15 protein-coding genes are annotated in these 19,416 nt (G+C 40.0%); 5 read left to right on the forward strand and 10 right to left on the reverse strand.

What is annotated here, in order from left to right; translation table 11 throughout:
- Nucleotides 1–143: 143 nt before the first annotated feature.
- From QM629_RS12820 to QM629_RS12860, 9 genes are all read right to left on the reverse strand, one after another.
- Nucleotides 144–1,061: an esterase-like activity of phytase family protein gene (locus QM629_RS12820; protein ID WP_415160276.1), complete on the reverse strand. Its 918-nt coding sequence runs from the start codon at nucleotides 1,059–1,061 to the stop codon at nucleotides 144–146.
- 247 nt (nucleotides 1,062–1,308) lie between these two features.
- Nucleotides 1,309–2,148, reverse strand: coding sequence for a hypothetical protein (locus QM629_RS12825; RefSeq protein WP_415160277.1), 840 nt, complete (start codon nucleotides 2,146–2,148; stop codon nucleotides 1,309–1,311).
- 210 nt (nucleotides 2,149–2,358) lie between these two features.
- Entirely contained in the window at nucleotides 2,359–4,671 is a 2,313-nt protein-coding gene (locus QM629_RS12830; protein WP_415160278.1) for a hypothetical protein, read from the reverse strand.
- 77 nt (nucleotides 4,672–4,748) lie between these two features.
- The gene (locus QM629_RS12835; protein WP_415160279.1) at nucleotides 4,749–5,846 is read right to left on the reverse strand and encodes a S8 family peptidase; all 1,098 of its coding nucleotides are present in this window, start codon (nucleotides 5,844–5,846) and stop codon (nucleotides 4,749–4,751) included.
- Between the two features lie 10 nt (nucleotides 5,847–5,856).
- Nucleotides 5,857–6,747 (reverse strand): glycoside hydrolase family 25 protein, encoded by an 891-nt coding sequence (locus tag QM629_RS12840; RefSeq protein WP_415160280.1) that lies wholly within the window; start codon nucleotides 6,745–6,747, stop codon nucleotides 5,857–5,859.
- A gap of 2 nt (nucleotides 6,748–6,749) precedes the next feature.
- Nucleotides 6,750–8,312, reverse strand: a complete 1,563-nt coding sequence (locus QM629_RS12845; protein WP_415160281.1) for a hypothetical protein — start codon at nucleotides 8,310–8,312, stop codon at nucleotides 6,750–6,752.
- A gap of 347 nt (nucleotides 8,313–8,659) precedes the next feature.
- A complete protein-coding gene (locus QM629_RS12850) occupies nucleotides 8,660–9,076 on the reverse strand; it encodes an SET domain-containing protein (protein WP_415160282.1) in 417 nt (138 codons plus the stop codon).
- A 37-nt stretch (nucleotides 9,077–9,113) separates the two neighbouring features.
- Nucleotides 9,114–10,271 carry a lycopene cyclase family protein gene (locus QM629_RS12855; RefSeq protein WP_415160283.1) on the reverse strand — a complete coding sequence of 386 codons (1,158 nt, stop codon included), beginning with the start codon at nucleotides 10,269–10,271 and terminating at the stop codon, nucleotides 9,114–9,116.
- Nucleotides 10,272–10,487: 216 nt separating this feature from the next.
- On the reverse strand, nucleotides 10,488–11,603 hold the full coding sequence (locus tag QM629_RS12860; protein WP_415160284.1) for a M20/M25/M40 family metallo-hydrolase: 1,116 nt from the start codon (nucleotides 11,601–11,603) through the stop codon (nucleotides 10,488–10,490).
- A 286-nt stretch (nucleotides 11,604–11,889) separates the two neighbouring features.
- On the opposite strand from QM629_RS12860, the gene QM629_RS12865 reads away from it, so the two are divergent.
- A complete protein-coding gene (locus QM629_RS12865; RefSeq protein ID WP_415160285.1) occupies nucleotides 11,890–12,183 on the forward strand; it encodes a nucleotidyltransferase family protein in 294 nt (97 codons plus the stop codon).
- On the forward strand, nucleotides 12,176–12,421 hold the full coding sequence (locus QM629_RS12870; protein ID WP_415160286.1) for a DUF86 domain-containing protein: 246 nt from the start codon (nucleotides 12,176–12,178) through the stop codon (nucleotides 12,419–12,421). The genes QM629_RS12865 and QM629_RS12870 overlap by 8 nt, the downstream gene beginning before the upstream one ends.
- A gap of 191 nt (nucleotides 12,422–12,612) precedes the next feature.
- Here QM629_RS12870 and QM629_RS12875 read toward each other — a convergent pair whose 3' ends face one another.
- Entirely contained in the window at nucleotides 12,613–15,555 is a 2,943-nt protein-coding gene (locus QM629_RS12875) for a glycoside hydrolase family 3 N-terminal domain-containing protein (RefSeq protein WP_415160287.1), read from the reverse strand.
- A gap of 936 nt (nucleotides 15,556–16,491) precedes the next feature.
- Here QM629_RS12875 and QM629_RS12880 point away from each other — a divergent pair.
- From QM629_RS12880 to QM629_RS12890, 3 genes are all read left to right on the forward strand, one after another.
- Entirely contained in the window at nucleotides 16,492–17,193 is a 702-nt protein-coding gene (locus QM629_RS12880) for a DNA polymerase ligase N-terminal domain-containing protein (protein ID WP_415160288.1), read from the forward strand.
- Nucleotides 17,194–17,324: 131 nt separating this feature from the next.
- On the forward strand, nucleotides 17,325–18,251 hold the full coding sequence (lipA, locus tag QM629_RS12885) for a lipoyl synthase (protein WP_415160289.1): 927 nt from the start codon (nucleotides 17,325–17,327) through the stop codon (nucleotides 18,249–18,251).
- 293 nt (nucleotides 18,252–18,544) lie between these two features.
- Nucleotides 18,545–19,060, forward strand: coding sequence for an outer membrane beta-barrel protein (locus QM629_RS12890; protein WP_415160290.1), 516 nt, complete (start codon nucleotides 18,545–18,547; stop codon nucleotides 19,058–19,060).
- The last annotated feature ends 356 nt before the right edge of the window (nucleotides 19,061–19,416 follow it).

A 19,416-nucleotide genomic window follows, 5' to 3' on the forward strand; every position in this document is an offset into this window, starting at 1 on the left:
ATAATCGCACTTATACACTACATGAGATTGCTTCTTATACTTGCTCATGCAGCAAATTTAAACATACGGCATAGCCACGAGTACATAACCACCGCCAAAGGCGGTGGTTTTTCGAGAACTAATAAAGCGATATTCAAAATTTCTTATTGATCTTTTAAATTGAAATACGAAAGCCTGCAGGGTTTACCGGGCGGCACGCCGTCAGCAACCATTAACACGCCATCTTTAAATGGCAGAACACCTTCCCTGTTATCATCAGAAAAGGAAACGGGATTCTGCACTTCCTTCCAGTCAATTTTATTATCTTTTGTAAAAAATATTTTTATAATCCTGGTAAATGAAAACCTTGAGGGGTTTTCTCCAAACATTGCCGCTTTTGCATTTTCTATATTTTCTTTTCCTATATAATACTTAAATTCAATTGTGTCTTTATGACAATCATTATAATGATGGTTAATACCGATTAAAGTATCATCACCCCAATATGCCACATCGGTTAACCTGAATAATAATGGCCTGGCAAATTTTAAATATTGAATGGTTGATGTATTCAATGAAGTATCTATAAGCATCGCCCTATCAACATCCAGATAACGGTTTCTTTCAAAAAAAGCTATTAATTTATTTTGTTTGGGAAGATAAGCTATGCTTTCAAAGCCTGCATTGTCATTTGCAGTATCGCCTTTATCCTGTGGTTTTGACAGTGGTAAAATTTTCTCATCCAACTGTATAGAGCTGTCTGCTTCATTAATAAAACCTTTCACTATGTAACAAGTTTCTATATCCGTCTCAATAGTAAAATATATGCTGTTCGTATTCTCTAAAATCACAGCGCCTTCAATTCCTCCATAGCCTCGAATGCTATCTAAAACATTTGAATTTTTAATAGACAGGTGTGCAATATTAGTAATGGTATGGTATCTGTTAGTATGTACGCTATCCTCATCAAATATTGCTATTTGTATGGAATTATCGGTAACATAAGTTCCTTTGCCGGATTCTATTTTCCTTTTACCAGGCCTTTGCGGAATAAGCAAAATCTTATTTTTCCATCTTGCCATTGAAGAATATTCATAATAATATGCATCTGCATGGTAGCAAAGGGGAATGGGGGTCTCTTCCAGCATTTTTATAGAATCCTGCGCCTTTATAAAACTATGGGCACTTATTAAAACCGCTGCAATAAAAATTCTGAGTAAAAGAGTCTTGTTCTGTGTTTACGTTTTCATAACAGTATATTGACAGTAATGTAGTGTTGCTGCATAAGTAGTAGCGTTTTATATTCCGCATTAAGCTTGAGTAACATTTCTAAGTAGTTTGTTTCTTGCTTTTTTTGGCTGTAAAAAATCCTCCAAAAAAGCTAAGCAGTGGTATTAATATAGCAGTAATTGTTGTCTTTGGGTCGTCAAGCAAAAAATCACTCCATTTTTCCAGAAAGCTTCTTGCATCAACTTTTACAGCTACATTAATTGTTTTTTCTAAAATGATGATTTTTTCGTCATTATCAGGATCTATACCATAGAAATTAAATTTAATTATACTTTTTCTTGTTGATCGCAATGGTTTAATAATCCATTCCCAATCCAGGGTTTTGTAATTATTAAAGGACTTGGCGGTTATTTCATTTTTTGAAATTTGTTTAAAATCATCCGGATCAAATTCTATGTCAACCCGCATTTTATTGTAGAGGTTTATGCTGTCTCCTATAACATCTTTTGTTATCTGCTGAACGTTTGTGCCGGGGTTTTGCTGTTGTATTGTTCTAACAAATATTGCATACGCAGAATCAAATTCATTTTTTGTTATGGCTGCATCAATTACCGATGGCACATGAATAATCATTTTTGACGGGCAATATACTATTGCATATCCTCTCATAGTTTCTGCCTGATGTTGTTGCTGCTGTTGATTTTGTTCCGGAGGCGCTTGTGCTGAGGTGTCTATACTTGCAGGCCGCCTGTCAGGCAGGTTGTTCTTTGCTGTTGTATCGGTAATTATAAGGTTTGAATCGGGCCCAGATAGAGTTGTATCTGAAACAGATGCGTCATTTGAAGAAGCCGGATACTTGATATTGCAAGTGCAGGCAATAAATATTGCTATGCAGCTTACAAGAAACAGCCAAAGAATAATTCTCACATTTTCTTTCATAAAATAAGTTTTAAAAAATCATCCTGTTCATTCCACTTCATAACTCCTTTCATTTACATCGCTTAAATTTATCATTGCAGTTGCCTAACGAGATTTCCGTAATGCCGAACCGGAACTTTGCCCGGTGGCTGGCGTGCCGGGCTATTCAATCGTTTTAGCGTTGCTGCATTAATGCTGAAGGTGAACATACAGGTTAATTCGCCGGTGCTTTTATTTTTGCTTTTTATAATTCCTGCTATAAAAATTCACAAGGGGTATATCAATAGCAACAAACCAATTGCTCTTCCACCTTGATTTATCTGACACAGCCAGTGTGCCATCATCTTTTTTATAGTATAGTTCAGAACCATACTGCCAGCCATAACCAACAGACAAAGGAATATATGAAAAGCCTTTTATGGGCAACCCAAATCCGTAAACCAGGTAACCGCCGGGGGCAAAAATGTCATTCAGCGTAATTTTTGAATCCAATGCTGTGCTGTCATCATTCAGTCTATAGCCGGCAATCGCCCCAACATCTATTAATGTTCCATACAGGCTTATTGATCCGATAGGGTTACCGTTTTTATAATGCCCTAATCCCTTACTAACGGCAAACCCCACAGGTGCGGTAATTCCTGTTTTAGAATTATTGCCATCTATTTTATCAGTGCTATTCACAGACCTGCCAAATGACCAGCCTATATAAGCGTTAAGCGAAAAATTCCAGGCTGTATTCTTCTTAACGGATGAGCTCCCGGCAGGCAAAACAGCGGCTTCGATGGCAGCTTCGGCTTCCTGGGAGGATTCTGCCTTTACAATACTTGCCATCATATTTCCATACCGAAGTATTTTTTCCACAGTAGTAGTGTTGCTATCAGGAACAGATTGTATTACCGTAAAAATTTGTAAATATTTTACTATTGAGTCCAATTTTACCGGGTTGCTCGTAACTGTTGTTATTTTGGCAATGTCAGCTGATAGATTTTTACTTAATGTTACATCATTTATCTCAGATAAATCTATTGATCCTGTTAAAACTCCTTTTACCGTATCAGGGTTGCTTTGCTTCAAGTATAATTTTTTCAAATCTTTTTCTATAGCAAATTTGTCTGTCTGGGATATATTAGTGGGTAGCAAAGACGATATAACCCTGTTATCTTTTTCATGAGTGGCAATATCATATTTAGTTAATACTTCTTCAAGAATACTATACCCATTCATTACTGCCGCATTATAATTTTTGGTATAAATATTTTTATACAGGTCATTTGCATTGCGTGCTATTTTAATATACCTGTCATCAGCTATTCCATCTTTTATGGTGTTGGCTACTTTAAACCCGTAATCAATAACATCAATAGCTTTTTGTATATAGGTATAATAATCATCGTTGGTTAAGTTGCCTTTTTTGTCTTTCAGGGTTTTAATGGATTGTTCCACATCATTTGCGAGAACAAGAAAGTTTTCTATCAGATCAGCGATCCTGAAAATATTCGTTTTGTTACTATCCATAAAGTCTCTAACCTTTATAAGATTGCCATTGGCATCCCTGAAAGCTATTGTATCCATCTTTTGATATAACAACCCGAGATAAATTTTCAGAGCAATGGAATCACTCAGAATATTTTTATTGAAGTCGCTGAATTTAATCCAAGCTATGCTATCTGAAACTTTCGTTTTAATACTTTCGATTACTTTAATGATACTTTGACCACTATCAACTTTTACAGGTTCCGTAATCGTTATTGCATCCGATAGTTTTTTGGGAATATTGATAACTGTATCTTTTTTAGCTATTATTGTTGTATCCTTTTTTACCACTTCAGTATCAACACGCCTTACACTTTGAGAAATTATATCCAAGACTTGCCAGGAACTTGCCAGGTTAATATTCATCTCGCCCCACTCGTGCAAGCCGGCCAAATGGCTTATAAGATTTACCGGGTGCATGGAAGAATCCGGTTGGGAAAGCTCACTTATAATTTTTGCAGAGCGTATGGCTACCCGTATTTCAGGAAGCGCTTTTAATAAATCCTGGTATTTGGGCAGATCAATTAAAATATTAAGATTGACTATGAGGTTATTGATGTCTTTATAAAAAGCTTCCCGCAGCGTGGGCAGAAACTCTGAATAACGATATGAAGCTATTTTACCTAAAAACTGCACGGTTGAAGGAAACAGCGTTTTGGCTTCCTCATTCTTTTCTAAAAACTCCTGCATGCGCTGAAAGAATGCAATATTTAATTCTTCTTTGCCGCGTTTAATTAAGAATTGTGCAAGGCCATCAGCGATAGAGGTTACGTTGAGGTTGCCGACGGATGATAAAAAAGAAATTTTCCCTTTTGGACTTCCACCCAATGGCTGCCCCTGAAATCTGATAAATGGATTATTGTCAAAAGCATCTATAATTTGTTTATCGGTTGTATCGGCGCTATTGACATAATACTTTACAATTTCGAATACCTCGTTAGCTTGAGGTATAACAAATATATTTTCATTGGGAGCGGGCAAATTCCTCGATCCTACTTTAAGTTTTTTCAATTCTTGCGCATCATAAAAGGGTACCTGACTTTTCAAATTTTTGCATGAAAGAATTAAAATAAAAAATATTATTCTTTTCATTTTGATGGAATTAACGGATTAAGTGAAATGATTTTATTCTTGTCTGAATAAGGCTGAGCTAAAGTGGTAATTTTTGATCTGATCAGATTCAAATCAAAAGTATTATCTTCTGCTGCAATTAAGGCAACTATTGATGTAATTACGGCTGTAGAAAAACTACTTGTATCGATTTCAAATTCTATTTGCCCGGCATTGGTATAAGAAACATAATTGAAAGATGGTAATATAAAATTAAGCTGACGATTGAAAGATGTATTTAAGGCAAGGCTTGCAAAGTTTTTCGTTACGCTGCCAACTGAAATTGCATTTTGTAGTTTAGCGGGGAAGAATAGGTCTTGATTTTGTAAATCGTTATTAATGCCTGCAGAAGCTACTATAATGCATTTTTTTAGATTTGATAATTCAGCCTCAAATTGCTTTAATACATCCGCTTGGCTTATATTTAAAATAATTAGCTCATTACTTTTATTTATAAAGTCAAAATATTTCTTAATGGTGTCATCGTCTTGTATGAAGCCATATGAATTATACAACGGTAATTCAATTAATGTAACATTAGGTGCGATTCCTGAAATTTTATCTGCTCCTGCAATAATGCCCGAAATAAAAGTTCCATGATCAGATGCAGCACCGGAAGCAAAAGGGCGTTCAACTTTATTTCTGAAACTGATATGTTTACTAATTGCCGTATCTAAAATTGCTACCTTAATACCAGAACCCATATTATTTTTGAATGTGGATTCTATATTTAAAAGAAAGTTATAATCAATTTGCGCGGTTAGCTTTTCTCCATCAAACCTCTTATTTAAATATTCCTGAGCATCAATAATTACTTTAGTAAAGGTTGGTTGTGTTTCAACTTTTTCCGGGCGTACAAAATCGGCTTTATTTTCTTTTATTATTAATCCCTCTCCCCAAACCCAATGCTGATTAGCATCCTTATACCATGTACCCAGTTTATTTGTTTTTTCATCTATACTTTCAAAGGGCGCCTCTGTTTTAAGCTTGCCAATTACATTTTTCTTATCAGTAAAATCTTCTACCGGTCCGGTTCGAACGTTCAATAATGATACTTTTACTTTAAAGGATGCCATAACAACGGTATTAAAAAAGAGTTGCGTCTTTCATGATATTTAGATCCAAAGGGCTGCTTGTTCCTATAATCCCCTTGTCTTTATATTGCCATATACTCCAGTCATTCCAGCCTGCCGGGCTGGGAACCTTATTCATATCTGGATGCTCCGGATAACGTGAGATCCACAGTTTAACCTGTTGCCCGAGGCCATGTCCAGGTTCTAAACGCCGGTCAAGGAATTCTTTGCGGCTGTAAATCATAATCCCTTTTTGGGTGAACGGCAGTGCCATTGTGGCAATGAAAATTTTTACCCAGTTTGTGTATTGCTTTGGCGAAAGCGGGGTATTATCATCTTCCAGGTCAAGCACAAAGGGCAGGTCAGCCGTTGGTAGATTTTGCATCCTGCTCATAGCATCTTTGGCTTCATTTTGCGCGTCGCTTTCTATTGTGCCGCCGCTTTTCATGTCTGCATGGCAAAAATGATAATACCCTATCCTGAGATTTTGCTGCAATGCCGCCTGCGCATTTAATGCGGCTTGTTTATCGGGCGTATTAACGCCGTCTGAAGTTTTAATGAATACAAACTCGCACGCTGCATTTTTAATAGCCTGCCAGTCAAGGCGGTTATTATGATGTGATATATCAATCCCAAACCTGAAATTGGAAGGGAGATTTATTGGCAGGTCTTTAAAATTTGAAATAATGCGGCCGGGCAATTTAAGCAGCCCGCCACCCCAGTAAAAGGAACCGGTTGCATCTTTATACCATTCGCCCAATGCGGGGTTGGTAATGCCTGCTACCTGTTCTCCTTCAAATTTAAACCCGCGCTCAACAACGCCTATTACAGTGCTTTTATCGCTAAAGCTAACCGGAACCTCGCTGCGCCTGTTTAACCTGTTAACTGATACTTGTAACAACATAATTAACCTACAGCCTCCTCAACCGGATTTGGATTATTGTTTATTACAACAGGGACTGCACCGGCTGCGCCTGCTGAAGTTGTTTTGCCGGCGCTTGTGTTATCTCCGCCTGACGCGGAAGGGTCAATTTTGGTTCCTGTGCCGCGCAGGCTGATAAGTTTGTTAAGCATATCAAACCAGAATGGCGCGCCGAGGCAAAGCGCCCAGGCGGTAAGAAGCCAGCCAATAAATGTTTCAAGGCCTCCATTTTGATTAGGGGCATATACAAACAGTTTGCATGCAGTGCGGGAATGAATATACTTCGCCCTGTCTTCGAAAGCATTCATTTTGGCCAATTGCTGCTGTGATGCAACAACATCTATCAGAGGCATTTGAGCTGCATATTCATTCATTTCCTTATTAAGATTTGCTGTGTCTTGCTGAAAAGTCTTGCTTCTTTGTGAGGATTTAATCAGGCTGTTAAGGCGATTCAAGCCTGAATCTCTTTTATGCGTGAGCTTATTAAATAAAGACAAACTATCGGATAGCCTTTGTTTTTTATCATAAAAACTACTGGTGAGGCTATCCTTAAAAAAGTTTACCGAATCTTTCCAGGGCCTTCCCAATCCTAAAACGGTACCGGCTTCATTTGCATCTTTTGACAGCAATTGATAAGTTTCCTTATAAACGGAATCTGCAGCATGTAATGCCTGCTTCTGCAATGAATCATTACCACCTTTTTGTGAATCAAGATTTTTGATTATTTCACCATACTGTTGCTGTTTGCTTATTGCCATATTAACCAGGCCCTCCCTTGCGTTATCGTTTGTAGAAAGCACACGATGAATAGCTATGGTATCTACGTTAAAAAAAACCGCGATTATAAATCCTAAAACAAATAATACAGCCCTGTTATATCTTTTATACCAGCCGGTACATCTTTCCATTGTATCATCAAACCATTTTTCAAGGCCGGTTTTAAATTTATCAAGGTCAGCGCCCGAGTCCTGCCAAAGTGATTTTAAGAACAGGGCTGTATCTGTGTTTATCTTCACCGTATCCAAGGCGTTTATAATTGTGCCCTGCCTCTGGTGCAGTATTGCTTTTATAGCAGGGTTGTTTTTATCATGTTCTGCATTTATCGGTATCTTAAAAATGGTTTCATTATTTATTGAATTGGCAACCGCCTGGGTTTCATTAATATCCGTATTGCCAAAACCTTTCAGCAAATCAATCATCACCTTCGAAAAGTTTTGGGCAGATAAATAAGCAGGTTTGCTGTACGTATTATCTTCTCCAAGGTATTTTATTAAAGGGTGCGCATAAAACCAGGCGGCAACAACTTTATCTTTAAGCAGGTTGGGCGTTCCAAAAAGCCTTACAGTAGAAACAATCCTGTCCCATATAGCAGAGGTTGAAGTAGTTTTACCATCTTCCAACATTCGAAGAATTGCTTTTTCCAAAACTTTGGACCTGAAGCAAAATTTTGTGGCTATTATTTCCTGCAGTATCGTAGCTAATAAGCTATACAGAAGAAAGATGAAGACCAGCCCAATAAAAACATCGAGGGCAACATTGTTAAACATAGGTGTATTATTTATATTGATTGCATCAAAAAAAACAGCACGCCAAACTTACATTCACCGTATAGCCATTGCCTATGGGGAAAACCCCGCACCACTACCGTATTTTATACGCAGCGGGAAAAGAAAAAAAACAACAGGAAAAAGTTTTTTGTAAAACGATATATTGTAACGTTCAGGAGGGTGCTTTTATAAAAGGCAGCAATCAATTATAATCCCGGAGCGATATTCGTTATTATGCAGGCATTTCCCAAAAACTTATATGTATCTTTTCAGAAAGAGAAGCAACCAGCAACTTGTATAAGACAGGCTTAGCCCTTTTCATCTTATCCATCTTTCAAAATCCCCATTCAAACAGAGAGCTTCATATTATAGCGTATTACCTCCCAATATGCCCTGCCGTAAGAAACAAACAGTTCTTCGCCCGGATGAATATCTTTCAATGCTTCCACAAAAACCCTGTTGCCTTCTACTATATAGGTGCAGTTATTCTTCACATTTTTAATGCGGGTGAGGCCATTGGCATCGTTGGCATAACGGGCAAACGTGGTTACATAATTCTTTGCATCAATAACCGTATTGCGGTTAATGTAATACACATAGCCATTAAAATCTTTGCGCTGCTGCACGGCTTTCCAGGTGGTGGTATAACCTTTATACTGCACAATGCGTGTGCCTTTGGCAATAAATTTTCTGGTGAATAAGCCTTTGCCTGCACCGGGAATGGTTGAGCGTTTTATTGTAAGCTGATCTTCAAGAAGGGGCATATAAAATAAGCTGTTTTGGTATGGGCGTGAATATAGTTTAGAAAATTTGTTTTAAAGCGGCAGGCAAAAATATATTTTTTGAAACACTGCCCATTATTTTCAGTTCTTCTCCCAGGTTGGTTTCATTATCTAAAAATTTAAAGATAACCTGCGGCTGGTTGTTTTTAAAAAGCCGGGCAAACAATGCAGCGCCGTCCATTTTTTTATGCTTTAAAACATTCAGCAATATGCCATCGTATAAAAGAAAACGTTTATCAAATATTGATTGTAACTGCAGCGGATTTTTTCCCTGCACCAGTGCTTCAATAATGTTTGTCGAATGCTTTTGAATAAACTGAAAGGTATAACCACTGCTGCCTTTTGTTTGCCCGCCTGCAGCGCCTATATTCAGGATGCGGCCTTTGCCCTTCGGGAAAGCATAATTTGTCATGGGTATAACACCGCTTTCCGTATGCAATAAGCTATACGTTTGAATGTTTAGTTGCTGGTGGATATAGCTTCTAAGCCCATCGTTATATGCTTCATCGCTCAACGTATTTTCAGAAAACAAAGTGTATTCAACAAGCGCCCGGTTTTTGGCAACGGGCAAAACATACACAAATGCAGCGCCTTTCTCCTGGCTTATCCTGAAATCCATGAACGTGGCAATGCGCTCATCAAAAACATCTGTTACTGTTTCAATTAACCAGCCTTTAAAATGCTGCAATAAAATATGCACATGCTTCTGCTGCAGTGCCTGTTGCCTCCAGTCGTCAAAAATGATGCTGTTAAAAATACAGCCTGCATTGTATGTTTGATTGCCTGTTGATACCATTGCATACGTTTCATTGCCGGATAGGGCGTTCACTTCATCATATACAATATCAATATTTGCAAGCTTTTTGGCTTTGTCTAAAACAGCGGCATACAAATCAATGCTGCGGATCATTTTGTACTGATAGGGATCAAGATCATAGCGTGCGGAAAATTCTTTTGAATAAAAATCTATTTGTTGCCAGCTATGATATACAATATCTTCAAACAAGCCGTTTTGCTCTTCCCAAAAGCACCAGGTTCTGTCGTTGCTGTTTTTTGCAGCTTTATCAATCAGCAATATTTTTTTTTGATTGAAGAAGGGATGCAGCATCATCCTGTGCAGAAGGCTTAAGCCTGCACATCCTGCGCCGGTGATGATATAATCATATTGCTGCTGCAAAGGCGTGGAATTTATTTACGTGAAACGTGAATCCCCGCCTGACCGAATCAGTCGGGCAGGGTCAAACGTGAAAACTTCGGAATTGGATTATTGTTATTGGCAGGTTGATTTTTCAATGCTAAGTTAACGGTCTGACGCTTTAAAGCGTCAGACCACCGGCGACTTAATATCCTCACGTTCTTACATTCACGTTTGACGATTGACGTTTGACGCCATTTATAAATAACTAAGATTTGTTTCCGGCGTTAATGCTGTAACACTTTCATACATTAAACGAATGGTATTTTCAATATCGTCCTTATGCAGCATTTCTACCGTTGTGTGCATGTAGCGTAAGGGTATTGAAATTAAAACCGAAGGGCAGCCATCATTGGCATAAGCAAAGCTATCCGTATCGGTACCCGTTGACCGGCTCAAAGTGCGCCACTGCACAGGAATCTTTTTCTTATCTGCAATACTTTCCACAAACGATAATAATTTATTGTGAATAGCAGGCGCATACGCTAATGCAGCGCCTTTGCCGCAGGCAATATCGCCTTCAATAATTTTATTGATCATGGGCGTTGTTGTGTCATGTGTTACGTCGGTTACAATCGCAACATTTGGCTTTATGCGGCGGGCAATCATTTCAGCGCCGCGCAGGCCAATTTCTTCCTGCACCGCATTCACCACGTACAAACCAAAGGGCAGTTTTTTTCTGTTTTGTTTAATGAGCCTTGCTACTTCAGCGATCATAAAACCGCCAACGCGGTTATCCATGGCGCGGCCGATGAAATAGTTATGCGCCAGTTCATCAAAGCCATCCTGGTAGGTAACTACAGCGCCAATGTGTATGCCTAATGCTTCGGCTTCCTGTCTGCTGCGGGCGCCGCAATCGAGGAATAAATTATCCGGCTTTGGCTGCGGCTCTTTTGCATCCTGCACTGAATGCCGTGTATGAATAGCAGGCCAGCCAAACACTGCTTTTACAGGGCCTTTGCGGCCATGAATAATTACGCGCATAGCCGGCGCAATCTGGTGATCAACGCCGCCATTGCGTTTAAGATAAATTAAACCCTGGTCGTTTATATAATTAACAAACCAGCTTATTTCATCGGCATGGGCTTCTATTACAACTTTGAATGGCGCATCGGGATTGATAACACCAACAGCAGTGCCGTAAGGATCGGTGAAAGTGGTGTCCACATAATCTTTTATATAATTGAGCCATACTTTTTGCCCGTTGCTTTCAAAGCCGACAGGCGATGCGGTGTTGATATATTCTTTCAGGAAGCTGAGTGAATCTTTGCTGAATACTGTTTTATGCTTTGCTTTTGAATCTTTCTTTGGCATAATGATGTAATTATAAATTTGAAAACTTGTTGCTCAAAGATATGTTGTTGAGGTGAGTGATCTGTAAACCCCGAGGGTTTTTGAAACCCTCGGGGTTTAGCTGCCACGAAGCACCAACTGCTGATAACATAACATGATTCAAAAAAAGCTTTAGCTTTTATCCCTTAACCCACAATCTTCTTAAAGTGTTAATCATATCTTGTTTCTGCATAAGACATAATGGAAACAGGAAGGTGTTTGAAATATAATTGTAAAGAAGGTGCTTTTTTAAATAATTTTGACTTGCATGTACACAACGGGTGAAATATTAAATATGCTGAAAGCCAAAAAGCCGGAATTGGAAAAAAAGTACCCTATTTCCGAATTGGGTTTATTTGGTTCTTATGCCCGTGGCGATTATAACGAGCAAAGCGATATTGATATTCTTATAGACTTTAATGCAAAGATTGATGGGTTTGACTATATAAGAATAGCCCATGTGCTGGAAGATACTTTCAATACTAAAATAGACCTTGTATCCCGCAGGGGCATCCAACTTAAATATTTATCCTTTGTAGAAAAAAGCCTTATTCATGTCTGAAAGAGCATTGCCCTTTTTATTGGAAGACATTACCGGCGCCATTAATAACATAATGGAATTTACAAAAGGTATGCTGCAGGATAACTATGAAGCAGATATTAAAACAAGATATGCTGTGGAAAGAAGTTTTGAAATTATAGGTGAAGCAACTTCGAGAATACCGGATAATTTTAAGTTACAACATCCACAGGTGGAATGGCGCATTATAAAAGATTTCCGGAACTTTATAATACAATGAATATTTTGGTATTAACCAAAGTATTGTTTGGGAAACCATACAGTATCGCTTACCAGAGTTTTTGGAACAAATAACTTTATTGCAAAAGCAACTGTAACGATTTCTCTTTTCTCTTTAAAAACTTTGCACAACAGGTTATATTCAGAGAAACTTTTCAAGCCGTTTATTCAATATGATAGAGACGTATTATTTTATTTATTCAGCATAGATTGATAAATGGTTTCCATCATGTTCATGCGCACTTTTAAAGTGGAGAGTTTATTATTGGAACCGCCATCAGGATTAACGCGGTTGGAAAGGAAGATGAAGATGAGATCGTATTTGGGATCTACCCAAATGCCGATGCCCGTAAAGCCGGTGTGGCCGTAGGTTTGCGGTGATGCACTTAAACACGGGTAAGGAATATCCTGCTTGTAATTGTCTTTCTCGGGCTTGTCCCAGCCCAGGCCCCTGCGGCTGATGTTGCTGCCATAAGCCGTGAAATAATCAATGGTTTCTTTTTTGAGGTAACGCACACCATCCCACACGCCGCCGTTTAATAACATACTGTATAAAATGGCGAGGTCATGCGCATTGCTGAACAGGCCTGCATGGCCGGCCACGCCGCCAAACATGGCAGCGCCGGGGTCGTGCACATAACCTCTAAGCAATTGCAGCCGGAAATATTGTTCCTCTTCCGTTGGGGCAATGTTGTTGATAGGGATATGTTCGTTGGGCTTAAACGTGGTATTGTATAAATGCATGGGCTTGTAAAATGTTTTGGCCACATACTCGTTCAGCGGAAGGCCCGTTAACTGTTCTGCAATCTTGCCGAGGAAGATAAAATCGTTATCACTGTAAACAAATTCTTTTTTTGGAGAGAGCCAGCTTTGCAAAATGCGGGCATACATGGTATCAACCCAATCGTTGCGCATGTACATGGTATCGGCTACATGTACGCTGTAACCTGAATCATCAAACCGCTGGAAATACCCTGGTTGAGGATCACCGTTTGCTTCAATTATTTCTTTATAAAAAGGAATGAATGCAATTAAACCAGCCTGGTGCAGGAGCACATTTCTTAACGTTAAATTGCTTTTGCTGGTGCCGCGCACCCAGGGTAAATAATAACCAAGTGTTTTATCAAGATCAAGCAGGCCCTCTTCCCACAATTTCATTACCGAAATGGTGGTGGCAGAAATTTTTGTTACGGAAGCAAGGTCATAAACGCTTTGCAGGGTTGCTGGCTCATTGGTATAATAAGTGAGTTTGCCGTAAGCTTTATCGAGCACTATCTTATTATCTTTTACAACCATTACAACACAACCGGGCGTTGCATGCTGTGCAATCGCATCGCTGGCCAGGCTGTCAATGGTAAAAAGTTTTGCGCTGTCTAAACCAACTTCAGCGGGGCTGGCTGTTTGCAATTCTTTCAAACCTAAGTTCACAATGCCATCGCCGTAATGAAAAGCATCGCAAACCGTTACAGGCAATTTACCTTGGGCCACAAATTCGCCTTCCAGCCAGCTGAATGCCGCTTCCTGAAAAGTGGCATCATCTTCATAACAGGCCATTACATTATCTGCATCGCAAAAGTTTTTAAGTGCATAAGGGTTGCCAAACAGCATGGTTAATGCTTTGTTGTTTGATTGCAGGTTTTTTATAAGCCCAAGCGCATTGGCGGATAAGCCGAAATTGCCCGAAGGATATTTTTTTAAACCATGCACGCCAATGATAACCGCATCATAATTGCTGTCAACCGCCTTTTCAATGGCTGCTGCAACAGCAGCGCCATCGTTATAATTCATTAAAAAAACATCCGCATCTTTTTCTATTTTAAGAAAGGTGGCCAAAGCGCCGCTGGTATCAAATTCGCCAACACCAACGTAGGCTATTTTTTTGCCGGGTTTCAGCGGGAAAACATCATCATCTTTTAACCGCAGCAAAGTGAAGGCATTTCTTGCCACCTTTTTTCTTAAAGGCAGCACATCTTTATTAAGATCGTTATACAAATTATTGGGATTGATGTACCCAACCTTATTCAAACCCAGGTTATACTTTGCCAGCAATACTTTTTTTACGCGGTTATTAATATCAATTGAATCGAGCACTTTATTGGCAATGGCTGTTTGTATTTTTTGAATGGCCTGCGGCACATCGCCGGGCAAACAAAGCATATCATTGCCGGCCAGTAAAGACTGAACGGCAGCTTCGCCCTGCGGATAATATTTTGCTACGCCCTGCATTTCCAGCGCATCGGTAAAAGAAATGCCTTTAAAGCCAAGCTGGTTTCGTAAAAGGCCGGTTACATTTTTTTGTGATAAAGATGTTGGAAGGTGTGGTGTATTATCAATGGCGGGAATGCTTAAATGCGCAATCATAACACTGCCCACGCCTTCATTGAATAAAGCTTTGAACGGATACAGTTCAAGCGAATCCAGTGCGCCGAACGATTTGGAAATAACCGGCAGGTCGAGGTGCGAATCAACACTTACATCGCCGTGGCCGGGAAAATGTTTGGCGCAGGCCATTACGTTTTCTTCCTGCATGCCGCGCATAAGCTGTGTGCCCAATAAAGCTACTTTGTACCTGTCTTCGCCAAATGAGCGAAAGTTGATAACAGGGTTGTTGGGATTATTATTAATGTCAACAACAGGCGCATAATTTACCTGTATGCCTATGCGTTTGCACTGGTCGCCAATAGCCTTGCCCACTTCATAAGCAAGAGCAGCATCCTGCACGGCGCCAATGGTAAGCTGGTCCGGAAATTTAAACACACTGTCTGTCATGCGCATGCCCAGGCCGGTTTCGCCATCAATACAAACCATTAAAGGCGTTTGTGCTATCTGCTGAAAATAATTGAGGAACTGTGCCTGTTTCAGCGGGCCGCCCTGGAATAAACATATAGAGCCGATATTATAATCGCGGATGAGTTTTTCAACCTGTGCATTTAAAAATACCGGCCGGCCTGATGCCACAGAACTTTCCCGCACTACCATTAACTGGGCAATGCGCTGCGCCGGCGTTAAAGAGTTGAACACGCTGTCAACCCAGTATTGTGAAGCCGCTGTTTGCCTGTAAAATTTTTGTGCCTTTAACGAACCAAAACAAATCGTGCAGAGCAGGAAAACCAGAGCTGTTTTTAATTTCATCATTACTATTCATTGTGATTTATTGTTACCCGTTGCTGCAATAATAAAAATTAATCATAACTAAAGCTTTTAAGGTTTCTACAATGTTTGCACAAACCTCCTGGGGATTATTTTATATGAAGGTAAATGAGGTTTACATTGTTTTATTCCTGGCATGTAACAGAGATATAAATTTTAATGCTGATAAAACAAATGAAGCTCCTGCACGTCCTTCCCGCGACCTGGTCCCGGACTTGATTCGGGAAGGCGGGAATCTGTTGCTTATAATTTATAATTACCAAACCTATTTTGACGACTTTATGTTTAATAAGGAGATGCCCGATCTGGTCAGGTGCATGACCCGAAATAATCGGGGCAGGCTGGACCAGTGGCTGTATTTTCTCCTTACACTGTTTTATTACCGGTAAATGAACCATGTAAGACATGCAAGAAGATACATTACTACAAAGTAGCTGACATAATCTTACATGGCTTATATGGTTAACAAAATTTACCCACGCAAATCTCTGAACAACCCGTTCACAAAAAATTTCCGGCCGTAATGGCACAGGTTGGTAGTATTGAAATTTACCATTAACATTTCAATCTTAGGGCTAAAATGAAACGACCTGACGCCTCAAAATATTAATTGGCCTTTATTTGGGTAAAGCATTTAAATTCAACTTTCATTCTGCCGTATTATAGTACGCAAGGGATAAATTAGTGAATAATATTTCTTTGTCAGACCTCACCCCCAACCCCTCCCGAATGGTCGGGACAAGTTCTCCAAAGGAGAGGGGAGCTAAAACCGAACAACACAAAATCACTTTTTTACACCTTGTATAGTAATAAAAAGGAAGGGTTGATAGGATGTTTGCACTAAATAAACCCCGAGGGTTTTTGAAACCCTCGGGGTTTATTCCTTTGGCGGGTTATTTGATATATTACTTAAAAAATTTCATGAGCCTTTCCTTATATAAAAAGAAGCGCAGCTTTAATAAAACGCCGGAACCCACCGGCGGAAAAGCATTAAAAAACGAGCTGGTTTTTGTAGTGCAAAAGCATGATGCCAGCCGCCTGCATTACGATTTTCGCCTGGAAATGGATGGCGTTTTAAAAAGCTGGGCTGTGCCCAAAGGCCCTTCGCTTAACCCGGAAGACAAGCGTTTGGCCATGATGGTGGAAGACCATCCTTTTGATTACCGCAATTTTGAAGGCATTATTCCCGAAGGCAATTATGGCGCAGGTACTGTGATCGTTTGGGATGAAGGTACCTATACACCATTGGAAGATACCGGCAACAAAAAGGAAAATGAAAAGATTTTGCTGAAGCAGTTAAAGGCCGGCAGTTTAAAAATTGTTATGCATGGCAAAAAGCTGAAAGGCGAGTTTGCGCTGGTGAAAACCAACTACCAGGGAGAGAATAGCTGGCTGCTCATTAAGCATAATGATAAATATGCATCGGAAGAAGACATTACAGCAAAAGATAAATCCGTTATTTCTAAAAAAACATTGGCGCAGGTAGAAAAAACCAGTAATAAAATATGGGAAAGCAACCGCGAAAAAACAGCCGTGAAAAAAACAAAACCCAAAACTAAAAATTTAAAAACTGCTGCTAAAAAAGCAACCCCTAAAAAAAGCAAAACTGTAACAGGAAAGTAAAATATGCCAGGGCAGGGCAGGCGTTTCCGCCCAAATTTCTTCATAACCGGCTTTAGTCATAATTTTACCTGTTTTTAAAATGAAAGCATTTTCAAGACAGGTGATGTTGTAAAATAATTGGAGAACAGAGCATGGAACAGATTACAGCCTGCGCATCGCAGCAAAATATCAAACCGAGATATCAAAAACCAAACTGGTTGCGCGTAAAATTGCCGATTGGCGAAAGCTACAAGCATGTGCGCAACCTGGTGGATACGCATAAGCTGCATACAATTTGTGAAAGCGGCAATTGCCCGAATATGGGTGAATGCTGGGGCGCCGGAACGGCAACGTTTATGATATTGGGCAATATTTGTACACGCAGTTGCGGTTTTTGCGCTGTAGCTACCGGCCGGCCCGAACCCGTTGACTGGGATGAGCCGCAGCGTGTGGCCGAAGCTATTCATTTAATGAAGGTGAAACATGCGGTAATTACCAGTGTTGACAGGGATGAACTGAAAGACGGCGGTTCAACTATCTGGTTCAATACTATTAAAGCTGTAAAAGCGCTTAATCCCGATACAACACTTGAAACTTTGATTCCCGACTTTAAAGGCATACACGAACAAATAGAAAAAGTTGCTGAAGCAGCGCCGGAAGTCATCAGCCACAACATGGAAACCGTTGAACGCCTCACACGCCAGGTGCGCATTCAGGCAAAATACCGCCGCAGCCTCGAAGTGCTTCGCTATTTAAAAGAATTGGGCGTTCGCACCAAAACGGGTATTATGCTCGGCCTTGGTGAGACCAAAGAAGAAGTAATTGAAACGATGAATGATCTTGCTGCCGTAAATCTTGATGTGCTTACCCTTGGCCAATACCTCCAGCCAACTACCAGGCATTTGCCGGTGGAACGTTTTGTGCATCCGGATGAATTTGCCGAATTCAGAGAAATCGGGTATTCGCTTGGTTTTGATTACGTGGAAAGCGGGCCGCTGGTGCGTTCTTCCTATCACAGTGAAAAGCATGTTTTCCCGGGTTATGGACGGCAGCAATGGCTGAGTGAAAAGGTTAATTGAACAGGACAGTCACTTCTAAACTTTTACGTTCCGGAAATTGCTATCGGTCTGACGCTTTGAAGCGTCCGACCGTTTACACATTCAGAGCAATAATTGCTCCTTCGGAGCATACGCACCGGGAGCTCCTGACAAGCCGTTTAAGATTAACCTTCGCAGAAATTGCCGGCAGAGACGTTAACCTTTAATAAGGCTTTGATACCTGTTTTTATTTATCCCGGAATAAGGCTAAAACTACCTTGGCATATTTTTTTGTATTACGGCTTATTTATTTCTTAAACAAAAATCCAATATAGATGAAAAGATTCATGCTGCCTCTGTTATTAAGTATCTATCTTCTGCCGGCGCAGGCACAAAAAAGGTATTCGGGAGATTTTAGTTTTGCAGCCGGTTTAAATCTCGGATTCCCGGTTGGCGATTTCAGCGATTCCCATTCCGTTGGGTTGGGGTTTACCCTTGAGCCGGAATATCATGTAAACAATATGTTCTCCATTTACGGTTCAACAGGGTTTACCAATTTCTTCGGTAAAACGGTTGATTTGCCATTAGGTGCAGATTATAGGTATAAAGACCAGGGAATGATTCCCATTGTAGCCGGCCCAAAAATTAATATTGCACCGCAATTTTTTCTTGGCGCCAAACTGGGCGTTGCTATTTTAACCGGCGCTGCCGAGGGCACAGGTTTTAATTACCAGCCACAATTGGGTTACGAAGCCAATAAATTTATAATTGATTTTGGATACAACGGTATTTCAAAAGACAATTCAACACTTTCCAGCTTTTCGCTGGATGTGCTGTATAAGTTTAATTAAATTCATTGTTGTCCGACTAAAATATTTAAAGCCTTGTATTTCAATGTTAGACCTCACCCCCAACCCCTCTCGAGTGGTCGGGACAAGTTCTCCAAAGGAGAGGGCCAGAACCCGCTTTGGCAAAGGGTTTCGGGAAATCCGATAATTTTTACCCGGACGGCATATAATTAAATAATGTGAGTTCGGGATAAGCAATATGTTTAAAGCTTGCAGACAGACCTCACCTAAGTCCTCCCGAATGGCCGGGACAGGTTCTCCAAAGGAGAGGACTTCCGACGCCCTAAAACTCATAAAACATGCAAAAAATCATGTTTTTTTCCTGCCCTTCTCCTTTGGAAATGCAAAGCATTCATTGA

It is taken from the genome of Parafilimonas sp. (genome assembly GCF_047606085.1).
Taxonomy (GTDB): domain Bacteria; phylum Bacteroidota; class Bacteroidia; order Chitinophagales; family Chitinophagaceae; genus Parafilimonas.